The organism is Daejeonella sp. JGW-45, from assembly GCF_029360805.1.
GTDB lineage: Bacteria > Bacteroidota > Bacteroidia > Sphingobacteriales > Sphingobacteriaceae > Daejeonella.
In genome coordinates this window covers 767,027-783,439 of record NZ_JARKNC010000010.1, presented here as the reverse complement: position 1 = coordinate 783,439, position 16,413 = coordinate 767,027, and the positions used below count along the sequence as shown (strand labels likewise).

Annotated in this window: 11 protein-coding genes; 4 read left to right on the top strand and 7 right to left on the bottom strand. The window is 47.2% G+C overall.

Going from position 1 to position 16,413, the window contains the following annotated elements:
• Positions 1 to 32: 32 nt before the first annotated feature.
• From P2W76_RS17130 to P2W76_RS17110, 5 genes are all read right to left on the bottom strand, one after another.
• Entirely contained in the window at positions 33 to 2,261 is a 2,229-nt protein-coding gene (locus P2W76_RS17130; protein WP_276349124.1) for an LruC domain-containing protein, read from the bottom strand.
• Positions 2,258 to 4,324 carry an OmpA family protein gene (locus tag P2W76_RS17125; RefSeq protein ID WP_276349123.1) on the bottom strand — a complete coding sequence of 689 codons (2,067 nt, stop codon included), beginning with the start codon at positions 4,322 to 4,324 and terminating at the stop codon, positions 2,258 to 2,260. Before P2W76_RS17125 ends, P2W76_RS17130 begins: the two co-directional genes overlap by 4 nt.
• Positions 4,325 to 4,330: 6 nt before the next feature.
• Positions 4,331 to 5,263, bottom strand: coding sequence for a type IX secretion system membrane protein PorP/SprF (locus tag P2W76_RS17120; RefSeq protein ID WP_276349122.1), 933 nt, complete (start codon positions 5,261 to 5,263; stop codon positions 4,331 to 4,333).
• Positions 5,264 to 9,652, bottom strand: a complete 4,389-nt coding sequence (locus tag P2W76_RS17115) for an Ig-like domain-containing protein (RefSeq protein ID WP_276349121.1) — start codon at positions 9,650 to 9,652, stop codon at positions 5,264 to 5,266. It lies immediately after the preceding gene.
• Between the two features lie 240 nt (positions 9,653 to 9,892).
• Complete coding sequence (locus tag P2W76_RS17110) at positions 9,893 to 10,369, bottom strand: hypothetical protein (protein ID WP_276349120.1); 477 nt, start codon at positions 10,367 to 10,369, stop codon at positions 9,893 to 9,895.
• Positions 10,370 to 10,576: 207 nt separating this feature from the next.
• On the opposite strand from P2W76_RS17110, the gene P2W76_RS17105 reads away from it, so the two are divergent.
• Together P2W76_RS17105 and P2W76_RS17100 are read left to right on the top strand one after the other, a co-directional pair.
• Entirely contained in the window at positions 10,577 to 11,491 is a 915-nt protein-coding gene (locus tag P2W76_RS17105) for a glycosyltransferase family 2 protein (RefSeq protein WP_276349119.1), read from the top strand.
• Positions 11,488 to 12,666: a glycosyltransferase family 2 protein gene (locus tag P2W76_RS17100; protein WP_276349118.1), complete on the top strand. Its 1,179-nt coding sequence runs from the start codon at positions 11,488 to 11,490 to the stop codon at positions 12,664 to 12,666. Before P2W76_RS17105 ends, P2W76_RS17100 begins: the two co-directional genes overlap by 4 nt.
• Positions 12,667 to 12,681: 15 nt before the next feature.
• On the opposite strand, the gene P2W76_RS17095 is transcribed toward P2W76_RS17100, so the two are convergent.
• A complete protein-coding gene (locus P2W76_RS17095; protein WP_276349117.1) occupies positions 12,682 to 13,419 on the bottom strand; it encodes a hypothetical protein in 738 nt (245 codons plus the stop codon).
• A 291-nt stretch (positions 13,420 to 13,710) separates the two neighbouring features.
• On the opposite strand from P2W76_RS17095, the gene P2W76_RS17090 reads away from it, so the two are divergent.
• Complete coding sequence (locus P2W76_RS17090) at positions 13,711 to 14,043, top strand: hypothetical protein (RefSeq protein WP_276349116.1); 333 nt, start codon at positions 13,711 to 13,713, stop codon at positions 14,041 to 14,043.
• A gap of 17 nt (positions 14,044 to 14,060) precedes the next feature.
• On the opposite strand, the gene P2W76_RS17085 is transcribed toward P2W76_RS17090, so the two are convergent.
• A complete protein-coding gene (locus P2W76_RS17085) occupies positions 14,061 to 14,999 on the bottom strand; it encodes a sulfite exporter TauE/SafE family protein (protein WP_276349115.1) in 939 nt (312 codons plus the stop codon).
• Positions 15,000 to 15,222: 223 nt separating this feature from the next.
• Between P2W76_RS17085 and dinB the strand changes: the two genes are divergently transcribed.
• Positions 15,223 to 16,374 (top strand): DNA polymerase IV, encoded by a 1,152-nt coding sequence (dinB, locus tag P2W76_RS17080; RefSeq protein WP_276349114.1) that lies wholly within the window; start codon positions 15,223 to 15,225, stop codon positions 16,372 to 16,374.
• Positions 16,375 to 16,413: the final 39 nt, after the last annotated feature.

Here is a 16,413-nt window from a genome sequence, read left to right as displayed (position 1 = left end):
ACATATCTGTTTATCTGGCAAATTGCCGGAACTTAGTACAGGTTGCTGTTATTCCGGTAACCTGTGGTAGTGTTTGAATACCAGTCAACAAATTGTGTTCCTCCTGATTGAGCCCAGCTATAAAATTTAAGATAGGCAGTTCCAATCTCTGCACCTTCAACAGGATATTTCAAAGGCTTTACCGGGATGCTTATAGCCCAGGGCAAACCTGTGGACGTAACATAGTATTTAGACAATGAAGGATTTGTACTATCATCGCTCGTACCAAATAACGATGTGTTAGCTAAACTGGTAGGAGTCTTCCCCGGAAGGTGGATCTCATACCCACGTCCGTTCGGGATCGCGCTGTTCCAGATAAAGGGATTATAGGACCCAAGTCCGAATACACTGAGAAGAGGCCCGTTGCTTATATCAAAACTCACGGTATAACTCTTTGGCGCAGATACAGGGTCACCCGGCCGGGTATTCAGGTTTGCCAATTGCGTATGCATATCATTGAACAATACCACTACCGCGTTTGTCTGACCAGTTTCCAGTGTCCCTCCTGTCACGCCGCTAACACTTCCACGGCTTACCGGAAACTCAATTCCAAACCCATTCTTGAAATTCCCTCCTATTGCCACCAGGTTATAATCGCCGACCACCTGAACAACTTTGTTCAGTGCGTTTGTCACGATCTTATACCGGTAAGACATCACCAGGTCATTCATGTCATAGTCACCTTTCTTTGGCCATTGATCTTCAAAAGCCAGGGTAGCGCCACTTGCCGGGCTCGAAGAGGGGTAATAGTTATTATAAGCCTTAGTGGGATCAGCAGGATATTCATCCTGCGGGTCTACCACCCCGTCTCCGTCAGTATCAACCGGTGGAGCAGCGCCGTTACCTTCAGTGTTACAGTTCGTTACCGGCACATATAAATCACAGCCCAGGGATGCACCGCCGCTGAATGTGGTGTTATTTGTCTCAATTCCATTCAGATCGCAAAACTGAAGTGCATTTTTTATACCGCTACCACCATTGAGAACTGACCCTGCACTAACCTTCACCAATGAAGTAGAACCGACTCCAATAATCTGTCCATTTAATTTCAGTTCATTGGTAGACAGCATAGCTCCGTTATACATGGTAATAATATCATTGCCGTTCACCGTTGTGGTATTATTAACTTTTATAAGACCATAATTGAACATATCACTGTTATGGTTGTAGTTTCCCTTAACCCATAAAAAACAATTGTTAATAAAGTCGCTCTGGCTATTCAACTGAAAGTGCTGATTGGTGGTTATCTTACCATTGTTCGTAGCCACGCTATTCGTATTTACGTTCATGGTAGCCCCTACGTTGATCACTCCAAAATTCTTGAAGAGGGTTTGCGAGTTCAGGTCCAGATCACCCGTAGTAGTCAATATACCCTCATTGGTAAAGGTTCCTTTTGGAGCAAAAGACCCATTAATAGTAACCGTGCCATAGTTCAAAAATTCAGAAGACGTTCCGTTAGCGTTTAGATTGCTGAACGTTACGCTTGCTGTTTTAGTAATAATAAGCTTCGCACTGTTATTTAACGAGGCATTTTGGACGGTAACGTTTGTACCGCAAATCCGGATGGTGCCGCCGTTACCGTTGAATCCAACGGTAATATTGTTACCCGTTACACACACCACGTCACCATTATTCAGATTCAGATTGGTATTGGATGTGGTAACAGTCTGGGTGCAGCCGGTATTACAATCAGGGCTATCATCCAGGCCTGAAATTTTAACATCACCAAGCTCTGCCTTTGTATTTTTCGGACTCAGCGCACTTAGAGAAAGGCTGATCTTTGCCTTATCCGTTACTTCTATCTTCTGCGTGCTGGTCGAACTGTCGGGCGCAGTTTTAACTACGTAGACCTCCTTCACTCCATTCGTCAGGTAAATTTTCGTAGCGAATGAATTACCTATTGACGCAGAACCTTTGGAAAGCAGCTTTCCACCTAACATGGGATCGCCATCGTAGATAGAGATCACATGCACCGCGCTCTGAAAGCGCGTATCAGTAACACTGATTTCAAAACTTACATCCCGTGAGTTTTCCCAGTTAAAACCGGCGGGAACTACCAGCTTATCAATACTATCCAGGTCGCTGGTTTCCTGCCCGGTCTTTTTACACGAGAACAAGAAGAGTCCTAAAATCGTCATTAGAACAAGTCGTTTGTTTACCATTTCTTTGAGGGTTAATGTTAATTTAATAGTATTGTATTTTTCAATGGTGTTTATCTTCATTTGCACTCCAATTGTGCCAGGTTAACGCCGTTTATCACAACTTCAAACTCGGTTCTTCTATTTAATGCCTGGTCTGATTCTGAACAATTCATCCCCTCAACGCACGCATTTAACAAGCGGCTTTTACCGTAATACTTAACTTCGATACGATCGGCGCTGACACCCCGCGCAGCAAGGTAACTTCTGACCGCCTGCCCCCTTTTTAGCGACAATGCTTTATTATAAGCCTCTGATGCGCGGCTATCGCAATGGCTGGAGGTTATAATATTGATCTGAGGATTGCTCTTCATTACGGCTGCTATCCTGTCAAGTACCGGCAGATCTTCGATCCTCAGTTCCGCGTTATCGAGGCCATAGTATACGTTTTCAAACGCGAATGTCCTTGCCAGGGAATCACAGTTATCCATCACCCACTTTTGCATATTTTCCGCCTTACTCAATTTAAATATCACCCGGAGGGTAGTATCCTTATCGAGATCTTTTGTGCTGATGAACTCCCCCCTGCTGACGTATCCAAGCGACCTTGCGCTCAACTCGTAATCATCCGGCGTTGAGAAGGGAATTATAAATTCACCAAAAGGGTTTGCCTGTATAGTGTCTACTTTACCCCGTCGCTTAACTAAAACCTTACTTCCTGCCACCGGCGTATTGTTTCTCGAATCAAGAATAAGCCCCTGCACTTTGGCGACAAATGCCTGCTTGGTAAAGCGGTATATATCATCGTTCCCCCGGCGGTTAGAACTGAAATAACCAGCCTCGGTACCATCTTCCTTAATCAGCCCGAAATCGTCTGCCGGGGAGTTAATACCTGCACCCAGGTTACGCGGCTTACCAACAGGCTTAAGATCCTTAAGCGTCACTTCGAAGATATCAAGCCCGCCCAGGCCAGGATAGCCGGTAGATGCGAAGTATAACTTTCCGTTTTTATCGATATACGGGAACTGCTCGTTCCCTTCTGTGTTTATTCGCGGGCCTAAGTTAACAGGCCTCCCCCAGTTACCGCGCTCGGACGTCCGGACGCTATAGTAAAGGTCGGTACCCCCATAACCACGTGGTGTATCGGAAGCAAATATCAACACCTTACCATCGGCGCTGATTGCCGGATGTCCGGTTGAATATTCGTCATTATTATAGGGGAACTCGACTATTTCTTCCCAGTTCTCGCCCATCGCAGTATACATCTTTAACTTATTGATACCAGAACTGCTGCTTCCTGCCTTTTTATTATTGTAATTATTCCTCGTGAACATCAGCGAGCCCTCAGGAAGTTTTACAGCCGGTCCTTCATGATAGCTTGTTCTGATCTTGCCGGTCAGCAGCCTGGCTATCTCACCGGCGCCCACACTGTCTGCCTTTTTACTCCTGAATAGCAGGGTCAACAACGAATTAGGTTTATCATTCTGTCCCTTCAGGCGCCGCTCTACAGATGACTCATCACTTTCGTGAATATCTTCCAGATGATCTACCACAAACATATCCGTATATGGCGTCTGATCCCAGGCGAACATGTAACGCGACTTCTCCTGCCGGTTACTAATAAAAAGCAGGCCATCTTTGTAGAACATCGGGGAGTATTCTGACGCATCTGAATTTATGTTCAGGAACTCGATCTTCCAGACATTTTCATCCCTGCTGAGCTCCTCTATGTTTGCTTTACTGAATGCCTCTGCCCGGCGGTCGCCGGGTTTTAATGCCAGATACTTGCGATACCACTTTTCCGACTCCTCGTACCTTTCGTTGTTAGCCAGCGCTTCAGCATAATATAAAGCCCACTCAGGCTTAATATTCTTTTGATTGGTAAGTTCGCCGTACCAAAACAGCGCTTCATCATATACCTTGGTTTTACGATAACTGGAGGCGAGCATCTCCTGCGCTTTCACATTAAGAGGTTCCTTTTTTATGACACGCTTTAGTTCCTGTATAGCCGCCACGTAACGAAGCGCATTATATTCTTTGATTGCCTTTTGCAGCAAAGGGCTATCCTCTTCCTGAAAAAAAGCAAAGCATCTTACCGAAGTAAGATGAATCAGGACGACTAAGAGTAATACGCTAATTTTCTTCATTGCTGCTTAGAAAAATCTGGGTGATAAAGCACTATTTTGATCAAATGAAAATGTATATCTGAGCATAAACTCATGGCTGCCCTTATTAAAACTTTTTAAACTGGTAGTGCTGCGATCATACGCGTAGCCTAAACGAACATTCGGTGTAACTTTCATTTCCATCGAAGCAGATATGTCAGCACTTGTCCTGTACTCTCCTCCCAGTGCCAGCACATCCTTGATCCATAGCGTTAAATTAAGGTCGGCCTGAACAGGCGCGCCTTTTGCTCCTTTCAGAAGAACCGCGGTTTTCAGGTTGAAGTCATCTCCCAGAGGAAACACATAACCTGTCGCAAAATAACCATGGGCTACCTGCCTGGCTGCAGACGTGGTATCCGCTCCAAGGCGATTATTTAACATGTCCAAAGCCGATAGCCCCACATAAAAACGCTCTGTTGAATAATACACTCCGGAACCAAAATTATAAAGGATCTTATTAACGTCCTGCATATAAACAGGGTCACTTCCCCCGGCGCCATTATCCAGATCCAGCGAACTAAAGTTCGCCCGGAACTTACTTACACTTCCCTGCAAGCCGAAAGACAGCCTTCCCTCATTGTTAAACGTGATCTTATACGCCCCGCTTAACGAAGCGCCGGTAGTTTTAGTAATGCCCAACTCGTCGCTGATGATCTGAATCCCCAAACCTATCCGCTCGCGATTGAATGGAGCATCAGCAGTGAGTGTCGCAGTTTTCGGCGCACCTTCGATCCCAACCCATTGGTTCCGGTATAAAGCGCTGACTGATACCGCATTCCTGCTGCCGGCATAGGCCGGGTTGTAGGCCAGGGTATTAAAAACATATTGCGAATACATAGCATTCTGTTGGGCATTGACATAGCCGGAGCCTAAAAATAACAAACAAAGGCAAAAAAATACCGCTCTTACATTTCTCCCCATTTATCGCTGCACCGTTAAACTACCAATATATTTATCCTTATCTGCGATCACCACAACGTAGAAATAAGTCCCGTCAGGAATATCCTGTCCGATGAATACCCCTTCAGTGCATTGTCCCGACCAATTGTTCTTGTAATCGACCGACTTATAGACCCTGTTTCCCCACCTGTTAAACACCTCGATGGCAACCTTTTGGTTCATAGTGTTCTGAATCACCAGGAAATCGTTTATTCCGTCGTTGTTAGGGGTAAAGCCCTGGGGAACAAAAGTAGGCCTTGGAGCAAGCTCAATCTCTGTTGTTTCTGTCAAGCTCACGTCGCCATTAACAAGCGGGTCTGGTTTAAGGCCGTCTGTAGACCTGTCCTGTATCCTTGCTCCGGTTATCGCCGAACTGCCTTCAACAAAGGCATAATTGTAAAACTTCCCTGAATTGGTGACCAGGCGAACCTCTATCTCCAGTTCAACCCGGGCTTCCTCATTTCCATTTAACTTGCTTGAAAGAAGCAGGAGTTCGGTATCGGAGTTCCCATTGAATGAGGTGTTGCTTTTAAGATTTCCGGAAGCTGCCAACGACTTCACGGTAAACGTCGTGCCAGCAAATGCCAGCGCTAAATTATCTTTAAGGCTTATACTTTCTATACTGTTGGGACCATAGTTGACCACGGTGAAAACAAACTTTAAGATATAGCTCCCATTGATCCCGTCGGTAACAGATGAAAGTTTCTTAGCAAGGCCAATCTTTGCGTTAGGATCGGTGGGCAGCAAAATACTGATGTTCACATTGGCATTGTTCACCGCATACTCTTTCCCGTCGTAACCATTCCAGGAAAACGAAGTTGTCCCGCCCCAGTTAAGCGCCGGTTGAAAGGTAAGCTGGCCTAAATCTGCCACGGCAATTTCCTGGCCTGCGAGGATGGCTGCGCCATTTAGCCGGAGAGTCCCGTTAGCCGGCAGGGTTACTACTTTTACCCTCACCAGGGTGTTATTGAACTTTGATGTAAAATCAGCCGCTGTAAATGCAACCGGAATAAAGCCTGTACCGCTTTTATTGATATCGCTCACTACAGGTGGCAGGGTAAGCAAGGTGATGGTGACCGCAACGGTGGACGACGCTGCGGCGTACTCGGTGCCGTCATAGCCATTCCATTTAAAGCTGTAGGTGCCGCCGGTGCCGGCAGGAGGCACGAATGTGATCCCGGGAATCTCACCTAAAGCTACTTCCTGACCGGCTGTCATGTCTGCTCCAAATAGCTTCAGGGTACCTGCCGCAGGAAGACTGACAATCTGGATCTTGGTTAATGCGTTATTGTCCGGGTCACTGAACTGACCGGTAAAGTCGGCAGCTGTAAAAGCGACCGGCTGGGTACCCGTTTGATTTTTAAATACCGCCGATACTACAGGCGGTTTGTTTACCCCGGTCAGGTTAATAACTACTGTTGCATTTGAAACAGCATAGGCATTGCCATCCGATCCGTTCCAGGAGAAACTGGTTGTGCCGCTCCAGCCGGTAAAAGGTACAAATGTGATTCCCTCCAGGTCTCCCACCAGGATTTCCTGGCCGGCAGTTACCGCCAGGCCATAAACTTTCAGTGCCCCGTTAAGGGGAACGGTAACAACTTTAATGCGCGTTAGCGTAGAACCTTCCGGGTCGGTGAACTTCGTTTTGAAATCAGCATCCGTAAAAGTTATTATTTGCCCCTGGTTACCGCTTTTGGAAATATTCGAAACTAAAGGCAGGTCGTTTACCGGCATAACGGTGACGGTAATCACCGCCGGATTACTTGTTAAGCCGGAATTGTCCTTTATGGTATAAGTAACAGGTGTAGCCGTTCCCTGCCCGCTGTTGTAATCTGCCAGCGGAACAAACCTGACCGTTCCGTTTGGCAAGGCAGTATAAGTGCCTTCGTTAGCAACCGTCAAAACGGTTTTAACTCCCGCTCCAGGATCAAAATCTATACTTGCCGGGTCTATCGTGTTATTGCCGTCTCCATCGGTATCATTGGCTATGACATTAAATGTTACTGCATTATCTTCATTGGTTGTAGCGGCATCTGCCACTGCAACCGGCGCATCGGCTACAGGTGTAACCGTTATCGTGATGGATGAGACATTACTCTGCATACCATCCCTGTCAGTTATGGTATACGATATTGGCGTAGCTGTGCCTGCCCCGCTGTTGTAATTAGGGACTGGCACGAATGTAACCACCCCCGCATTGCTGACAGTATAAGTTCCTTGTCCGGCAACCGTAAAAGAATTCTGCCGTGCGCCAGTGTTTGGATCAAGGTCTACACTCGCAGCATTAATGGTGTTATTACCGTTAATATCTGTATCATTAGCGATTACGTTCAAAGTGACGTTGGTATCTTCCGGGGTTGTTACTTCATCCGGATTGGTTATGGGAGGGGTTTTCGGGTTCACCTTGACAGCGATCGTAGCTGTGTTGCTGGTCAGCCCCGTATTATCTTTAATGGTGTAGGAAACAGGAGCAGTGGTAAACAGGCCGCTATCATAGCCGTTAACCGGGGTAAATGTAACGGTACCATTATTATTGCTGACAAAGGTACCCTGCCCGGGTACCGTAATTGTTGTCAGGATCCCGGGAGCGGTATCAAAGTCGACGGTGGCCAGGGCGAGGGTCGCGTTTCCGTCCGGGTCGCTATCGTTCGCTATAATACTGAAGGTAACCGGTGTATTGGTTTCGGTATTGGCCAGGTCGTCAACGGCAACCGGCGGATCATTATCTACCGGCGTAATGGTAATATTGACAGTTCCTTTAGCAGCGGAATAAACCGTTCCGTCTGAGCCGCTCCAAAGAAAACTGGTTGCTCCGAAGAAATTTAACGTTGGTGTAAAGGTGATAGTGGCAAGTTCTGAGAAGGGAATCTCCTGGCCAGCTGTGATAGTAACTCCGCCTTTTTGCAGGGTACCGTTAGCGGGCAGGCTTTCTATTTTGATTTTGTTGAGCGCATCGTTGTCGACATCAATGAATTTACCGGTGAAGTCTGCGGATGTGAAGTTAAGCACTACATCCTCGGGACCGCTCTTGTCGATGACCCCGGTTATAGGCGGGTCGTTAACGGGGGTGACAGTTATAACAAGGGTGCCTTCATTACTCACCCCCCGAAAAATACTTGTATCCCGTATAGTATATTTAAGTGTATTAAGAGTACCTGTAAAATCAGCGGCTGGAGTAAAAGTTACGACACCCTGATCATCAACAGCATATTTATGCCCTGAAACTTCCCTGGTCTTATCTATCGCGGGAGTTGAGGGATCAAGATCGATACTTGCATAGTCCAGGGTACGATTGCCATTTGGATCGTAGTCGTTCTGTATGATGTTAAATGCCTTAACGGTCTCTTCAGCAGTTGTTACAGTATCGTTAACTGCCACCGGATCAGCTCTCTGGCTCGGCGGGATAACGATATCGATACTGCGGATCTCGTGGAAGTTTGTTGAACCTCCCGTAGACGCTGCAAAACCATAGCTTAACTGCGCCGGCTTCGGGCTGTCCGATATATATTCCCGGTTCTTGATCACATGATGGACTTTCGCTCCGCCCGGCGCTCCTTCTGTAATCCAGACGTTTATTATATAACCGGTAAGCCCGGTATTGGGAACGAGCTCTATAGTGGCTTTTCGATAACCAAGATCAGTAGGTGTCAAGCCACCGGGTCCCTTGGTGCGACCGTCAACCTTACCCTGCACCGTAAATCCCGGAGAAAGCTCCGTGGTGATTACGCGTTCTATAAACTCATAATTGGTGGGCGGGTTACCAAGCCCGTTTCCATCACCACGCAAAGTGACATTTTCTCTTCTTCGGCCTGGAACACCGGCCTCAATGATCTCGATACCGGTCTGCTTGGAGTGATCTTTTGTAGCGAAGTTCCCAAACTCATCAAAGCCTATTCCCAGATACCCTTTCCTAAGACCCGGTGTACCGTCAAAATTAGCATAGCCAAGTGCGCCGCCTACACCGCCAATTACGAATCCATCTGTAGAGTAGGTACCATCAGCCAGGTCATTCACAACAGACGCATCAAACAGAAAAAAAGCAATTCCGTCACCCTCGTTATTTAACGGCTTGCCCCCCCAGCTGTAGTATTCGAAAGTAACCAGCAGCCCTCTATCCGAATTAAATTTAGTAATGTTCCTGGCGAAAGCAGACTCTCCCGACCCTACCAGGGCAGAATCAGTTAAACGCAGGTAGCCTCCACCCTCAGGATCTATACTACCAGCAGTAAGCTTTGCAGGAGACGGGCTCCCTCCAAACCGGGCAGTAGGCGCAGTTGAGTTTTTAAAGCTGTCAAAATACGGAAATTGCGCGTAGGCACTGCTGCCACAGGCCAGCACAAAGAATAACAGAAAATTAATTATAAACCTCATTAAAAATTTCGCCTCCTAACTGTCCCCGGCAGAAGTTAAACTTATGCCCCTTGCTGTCGCACTGACAGGATTTAATAACCTGCCTGCTTATTTCGCGTGTGAATAGTCAAATATTAGGCCATGGCATGATATTACCTGATGTCCCCCGCTGGGAAGGGCAACAGCTTTATTTTTGTGAAAGGGTGTTAGAAAGAGCGTATTTTCTGTGGAATCGACGCCCCAAAAGGGGGAGCAAGTTCCTCATTTCAGGGGATCGTTATTGAACCTGATCAAGCCAGTTATCAGCAGGGATACCCCCGTAAAAGCAACGATCAGGGAAATCACATCCATGATGGTTACCCCATCGTTGGGATTCAGATAAAAGAGGGTGAACATTTCAAAATATTCAGGAGCCGGCATAATGATCATCCCGAATCCCAATAATATTAAAAGCAGGGAAACGAGCAGTTTGAGCACCCGCGAAAGCTTGCGCGCAAAAGTGTATCTTCTGGCCTTCGGGCTCTTGAGTTTAAGGTTTGGAAATGCTGTATGACTTGCGTCACGCGTAAGAAGCTCATTGGCGATATTTAACTTCTCCTGCAGCTGACTCACCGCATGTTCATCCAGCCTGGTCTTTGATAAAATACTGATCAGTTCGTTCAGGCGTTTCTCAACAGCCTCCTTAGAATGATCTGCCATATCACCTGCGTGTGAACCTTTTTGTCCGAAGTTTTCCAAATTATTAACGTTTTATAAGCCTCCACCTGCTAACCGCGGGGAATATTCGCAGCTGCTATGACAAGTCCCCGCAAATATAATGATATTACATATTCGCTAAGATCAATTGTACGGCTTAATCGGCAAGCATCCTTGCAGCGCTGCGGCCCACCCCGTTTCAACTTCCGGGTAATTTCTTTATTTTACTCCCCTTATTCCCGGTCAAACTTGAAAAAAGTCTCTGTTATTACCGTTAACTACAACCAGCCAGACACGACGCTGGAATTTCTTCGTTCGGTCGCGAGGTTTACACGCTTTCCGGATGTAGAAATTATAGTGGTGGATAACGGGAGCCTGACCGACCAGGCGCTATGGCTGTCGCAGCGGTACCCCGAAGCAAAATATATCCGCTCAGAAAGGAACCTGGGCTTTGCAGGGGGCAATAATCTTGGGATTGAAGAATCTACCGGCGATTACCTGTTTTTCGTTAACAACGATACGGAGTTTGTTGATGATGTGATCAGCCCGCTTGCAGCGGTGCTCGACAATGATGCCTCCGTCGGAATTGTCAGCCCTAAGATCGTTTATTATGACCGCCCCGAAATTATCCAGTATGCAGGCTTCACACCCATGAATTACAATACCGCACGGAATAAGTGTATCGGGCAATTTGAGGTGGACCGCGGCCAGTATGATACTTGCCCGGGCCCTACAGCTTACGCCCATGGCGCGGCAATGATGGTCAGAAAAGCAGCGATCCTGGCGGCCGGGCCGATGCCGGAAAACTACTTTCTATATTATGAAGAACTCGACTGGTGCGAAATGATCAGGCGCACCGGATATTTCGTATGGCTGGAGCCCCGCGCGGTGATCCGTCATAAAGAATCCCGGTCGGTTGGAGCTGCAAGTCCGCTTAAGGAATATTATATGATCCGTAACCGGGTAGTATTCATCCGGAGAAATGCGCCCGCGATCTCGGCCCTGGTATTCTATCTCTATTTTGCATTTGTGGTATCACCGCGAAATATAGCGAAGTATGTAGCGACTCAACGCCGGGACTTGGCCAGCTCATTTTTCAGAGCCGTCTGGTGGAACCTTACGCATAAAAAAGATAGCTTTGATCGTCCAAACCGGCATACATGATCGTTACTTTCTGGATCGCTCTTGCAATAATAGTCTATACCTTTCTGGGATATGGCCTGGTACTGTTTATTATGGTGTGTATCCGCCGGTTTATAAAGGGGCGCCGTGCATTTCTATCGCCAGATAGTCTCCCCTCCTGCTCACTGGTGATAGCCGCCTATAATGAGGAAAGTTTCATCAGGGAAAAAATAGCCAATACCCTTGAGCTGGAATATGAGACAGGTAAACTGGAAGTTGTCTTTGTGACCGACGGCTCAGACGATAACACGCCCGGTATTATATCCGGGTTCAGGCAGATCAGACTGATGCATAGTCCTGAACGGAAGGGCAAAATATCAGCCATGCACAGAGCGGCCGAAACCATTACCTCAGAGATCATTGTTTTTACCGATGCTAACACCATCCTGAATAGCAAGGCTCTGGTAAATATGGCCCGCCATTATGCCGATCCGGAAGTTGGTGCCGTAGCCGGAGAAAAGAGGATAAGGGTGGCCGGTGCAGCGGATGCGGGTACGGCAGGTGAAGGTTTCTACTGGAAATATGAGTCGCTTTTAAAGCGATGGGATTCTGAACTGAATACCGTTGTGGGAGCTGCCGGCGAACTGTTCAGCGTACGCCGCGAGTTGTATGAACCCGTCCCTAACGATAGCATCCTTGATGATTTTATGATCTCCATGCTGATTGCCGCCAGGAACAAACGGGTAGTATACGAACCTGAAGCTTATGCCATGGAATACGCATCAGATAATATCAACGAAGAACTGAAACGCAAGATCCGAATCGCTGCCGGTGGCATTCAGTCTATCCTGAGGCTTCTGCCGCTTCTCAACCTATTCCGCTACGGCCTGTTGAGCTTTCAGTATATAAGCCACCGTGTACTGCGATGGACGATCGCACCTTTCTTACTGGTTGCTGTGCTGCTGATGAATATCCTGATCGTTCTGGAGACAAACTCCCCTGTATATACCCTGATGCTGCTGGCTCAGCTATTGTTTTATAGCCTTGCACTTGCCGGCCTCTTTTTAACAAACCGGAGGATCCGCATAAAAGTATTTTTTATCCCTTATTATTTCTGCGTGATGAATTATGCCGTTATAAGCGGGATGATCCGCTATTTTACCAGCAGGCAAAGCGCAATCTGGGAAAAGGCAGTGAGAAAAACGGCAGGCTCCTGATCCGCAGGCGTAGCACTACTGCTTCGGCTCCAACTTCCAGATCTCATACATTTTAGCGCCCTGCGAGCTTAAGCCCGAATGGTGCCAGAGGTCACCTTCTACTTTACCGTCAAACGTAAGCGACACGCCAACCTTAGTGCTGTCTTTGGTAAAAAAATCAAGGGTCTCGGTGTATTTGCCATCTTTGAAGGTATAGCTTCCCCCGCCTGTTCCGAAAAACTCTTTCGTCTCGGCATTGATTGCCGCCCACTGGTAACGGGTACCGCTAAGTATCTTAAAGGTCTTGCGTGCACGCGGCGGACTAAGCACTACCTTTCCGTCCTGCATCCGGCCTGAGCTTCTCCAGGTTCCAACCATAGGGCCTTTACCATTATCGAGTACAGTCCAGACTTCCTTCCTGCCATTAATATCTGAGGCCAGGCGGTCTTTGTTGATCGCAAAGGAATATTTCTTTGTAAGGCCTATTTCCTCTTTATTCTTCGGGCTGAACTCAATGGTCGCATCGATCTGGTTGTTTGCATATTTATATGCCCCGCCCCTTGTCTGGATCAGCTGCTTCTTCGACCTGTCGAAAGTAGTGTGCATAAAATAGCCGTCATTAAAGATCAGTACCTGTTCCAAAGGTCCGTTCTGTAATTTGTATGCCCCGTTAATGATACTGTTATTTTGCAAAGCCTTAAATGAAAAGCTCATCAGACATACCAGCACAACAGCCGGAAGAGCATAGCACGCAATCTTAAAATACTTTTTCATCTGCTTATTTTTTTGTTGTCAAATAGGAATGCACCAGACCGAAACCAGGCAGGCAAATCATCAATAGTCGTAACCCTGCGGGTTCGGCAAAATCAAAACGGCTTCATCGCCTCCTTCTTATTTAAAGTTAGCGATCAGAATAATGAAATACAAAATACATTTTGCTCTCCCTGAACCATCACCGTTAAGTGATCAACGGCAAATGAACGGCAAATGAACGGCAAATAAACGGTAAATGTAACTTTCTTAAAGCGGGTTTCGTATTACCTGAAGTCTTAAGTTGCAAACATCATGGCACGACAAAAAACTAACGTAGTTATGAAAGGGGTAACCGGTAAGCTGGCCGGCATGCTTATTTTTAAGCAGTATAGCTATGGAACCGTGGTATCCAAACTACCTGACCGCAGTAAGGTTACCCTCAGCGAGAAACAAAAAAACAGCAATGGTGCATTCCGGAAAGCTGTTAAGTATGCACAGCAGGTATTAAAAGATCCGGCTAAATGTGCAGCATACCGGTCGGTGCTACCCGAGGGTAAAACTGTCTATCATGCCGCTATAGCGGATTATTTTGCTAAAAATGCGAAAGGGGAAGAAGGTTCTGAAGGTGGGCTTTCTCAAGCCTGATACTTAACAGGCTCAGCTTAGAACAGCTTATCGATAGAGTTCCAGATTATCCTTACACTCGAGATAATTACGATAGTGCCTACACCGATAAACATCTTTTTGAGGGGAAGTTTTCCGACTAACCTGGCCGCAAAGGGCGCCGCAATGATCCCGCCTATGATAAGGCCTAGTATGGACTGCCAATGGCTTACGCCCAGGATAATGAAGAATGTCAGCGCGCTTGCCATCGTAACGAAGAACTCCGTCAGGCTGACCGAGCCGATCACGTATTTAGGTGTACGGCCCTTCGAGATTAACGTACTGGTTACCAGCGGCCCCCAGCCGCCACCGCCAAATGAATCAAGGAAGCCGCCGGCACCTGCAAGCCAGCCTGCCCGTTTCACCTTTTGGGGCTTACGCTTTTCCTTAAATGCATTGATGAGGATCTTGATCCCCAAAAGCAGTGTGTAAACCGATATCACAGGCCGGATCCATGCCGAATTATCACCTGCGTAGCCAAGAAGCAATGCACCCACAATCGCCCCGGCAACCCCTGGAAAGAGCAGTGTCTTGAAAAGCTTCATATTTACGTTCCCGAAACGGTAGTGGCTAAAGCCCGAAGCACCGCTCGAGAACATTTCTGCTGTATGTATACTCCCTGAGATGACCGCAGGATTCAGACCTCCGGAAAGCAGCAGTGTAGTGGAGATCACTCCGTATCCCATCCCTAAGGCACCGTCTACCATCTGGGCACAAAAACCTACCACAAGCATCCAAATAAACTTATCGTCTATCTGCGAATACAGGTCTTTGCCGATAGTTATCAGCGAAGGATAAGATACGTACGCATATATTGCATAGCCAATGAACAATACAGCAAGCACAAACAGCGACAAATAGGCTATCTTCTTCCACTTCTTCTCCTGGAACCTGTCGGAGTGCTTTTTAGTACTGGCTACGTTCTCTGGTGCTTGCATTAATCAGGATACCACAGATACAATCTCTATGGAATTTGTCGACAATGATAGAAAAGATTTTCCGTTAAGGGTTAATTTATTTTAAAAAACATCGTTGGAAGGCTGCATGCAGTGCCAGATTACACTCTTCTGTAGTGCCGGGGAGGCCGGCAGGTAAAGAGCATTGACTCCACATTGTTTACTAATTACTTTAGCATATATTTGTCCTGATCATAAAAGAGAAATGGATAGACAGATAGTTCACATCGACCAGGACGCCTTCTTCGTGTCGGTCGAGCTTCTGAAGAACCCGGCCCTTATAGGCAAGGCGGTGATAGTAGGCGGAAGCGCTGAACGAGGAGTTGTTACTTCCTGCAGCTATGAAGCAAGGAAATTCGGTGTTCGCTCTGCCATGCCTTCCAAACTGGCAGCCCGGCTGTGTCCCCACGCCATATTTGTCCGCGGTAATATGGCCGACTACAGCAAGTACTCTCACATGGTCACTGATATTCTCCGCGAAAGAGTTCCGGCCCTGGAGAAAGCATCTATCGACGAGCACTACATCGACCTGACGGGCATGGACCGTTTCCACAACACGATGAAGTTTGCCAGCGAACTGCGGCGGCACGTAATGAAAGAAACGGGGCTCCCGCTGTCTTTCGGGCTGTCTGTTAATAAAACACTGGCTAAGATGGCTACGAATGAGTGCAAACCCAGCGGGGAGCTGCAGATCAGGAGAAGCGAAGCGCAGGCTTTTTTAAACCCGCTTTCTATTCAGAAGATTCCCGGGCTTGGAAAATCCGCATATGCAAGGCTCAGCGAACGCGGGATAGTGTTAATAGGGCAGCTGGCTAAGATATCCCCGGATGAACTCCTCGGGTTCTTCGGGCAGAATGGCATCGATCTCTGGAAGAAAGCCAACGGAATATATGACTCACCCTTTGCTCCTTACCGGGAACGGAAATCAATCGGCACACAGAGCACCTTTCATACCGATAGCTTCGATACTAAGGGCGTAAAGGAGCTCCTGACGTCCATGGTTATGGAGCTTACCTACCAGCTGCGCTCACAAAAGAAACTAACGTCGTGCATAACCGTGACTATCCGGTATTCAGGCTTCGAGACGCATACGCAACAGCTTAAGATTCCTTATACATCCCTCGATTCATTGCTCATCGATCGGGCGAAAGAACTGTTCGACAAAGTTTACCAGCCTAAAGAACCGCTCAGGCTTGTTGGAGTAAGACTATCCGGGCTGATAAGCGGCCATGAACAGATCGGTCTTTTTAGTTCATCCGAAGAACGCTATAAATTATACCAGGCGTTGGATAATATCAGGGACCGCTTCGGCGAGAAATCCGTGAAGCTGGCTTCTACGATGAATATCCGGCTTTAAACAAACTTCGTTTCTACACCCGATCTCCACTTTCAACTT

Excerpts from the sequence above, each read along its gene's own strand:
- P2W76_RS17130 (WP_276349124.1), bottom strand. The coding sequence starts at position 2,261 with ATGAAGATAAACACCATTGAAAAATACAATACTATTAAATTAACATTA.
- P2W76_RS17125 (WP_276349123.1), bottom strand. The coding sequence starts at position 4,324 with ATGAAGAAAATTAGCGTATTACTCTTAGTCGTCCTGATTCATCTTACT.
- P2W76_RS17120 (WP_276349122.1), bottom strand. The coding sequence starts at position 5,263 with ATGGGGAGAAATGTAAGAGCGGTATTTTTTTGCCTTTGTTTGTTATTT.
- P2W76_RS17115 (WP_276349121.1), bottom strand. The coding sequence starts at position 9,652 with ATGAGGTTTATAATTAATTTTCTGTTATTCTTTGTGCTGGCCTGTGGC.
- P2W76_RS17100 (WP_276349118.1), top strand. The coding sequence starts at position 11,488 with ATGATCGTTACTTTCTGGATCGCTCTTGCAATAATAGTCTATACCTTT.
- P2W76_RS17095 (WP_276349117.1), bottom strand. The coding sequence starts at position 13,419 with ATGAAAAAGTATTTTAAGATTGCGTGCTATGCTCTTCCGGCTGTTGTG.
- P2W76_RS17090 (WP_276349116.1), top strand. The coding sequence starts at position 13,711 with ATGGCACGACAAAAAACTAACGTAGTTATGAAAGGGGTAACCGGTAAG.
- P2W76_RS17085 (WP_276349115.1), bottom strand. The coding sequence starts at position 14,999 with ATGCAAGCACCAGAGAACGTAGCCAGTACTAAAAAGCACTCCGACAGG.
- dinB (WP_276349114.1), top strand. The coding sequence starts at position 15,223 with ATGGATAGACAGATAGTTCACATCGACCAGGACGCCTTCTTCGTGTCG.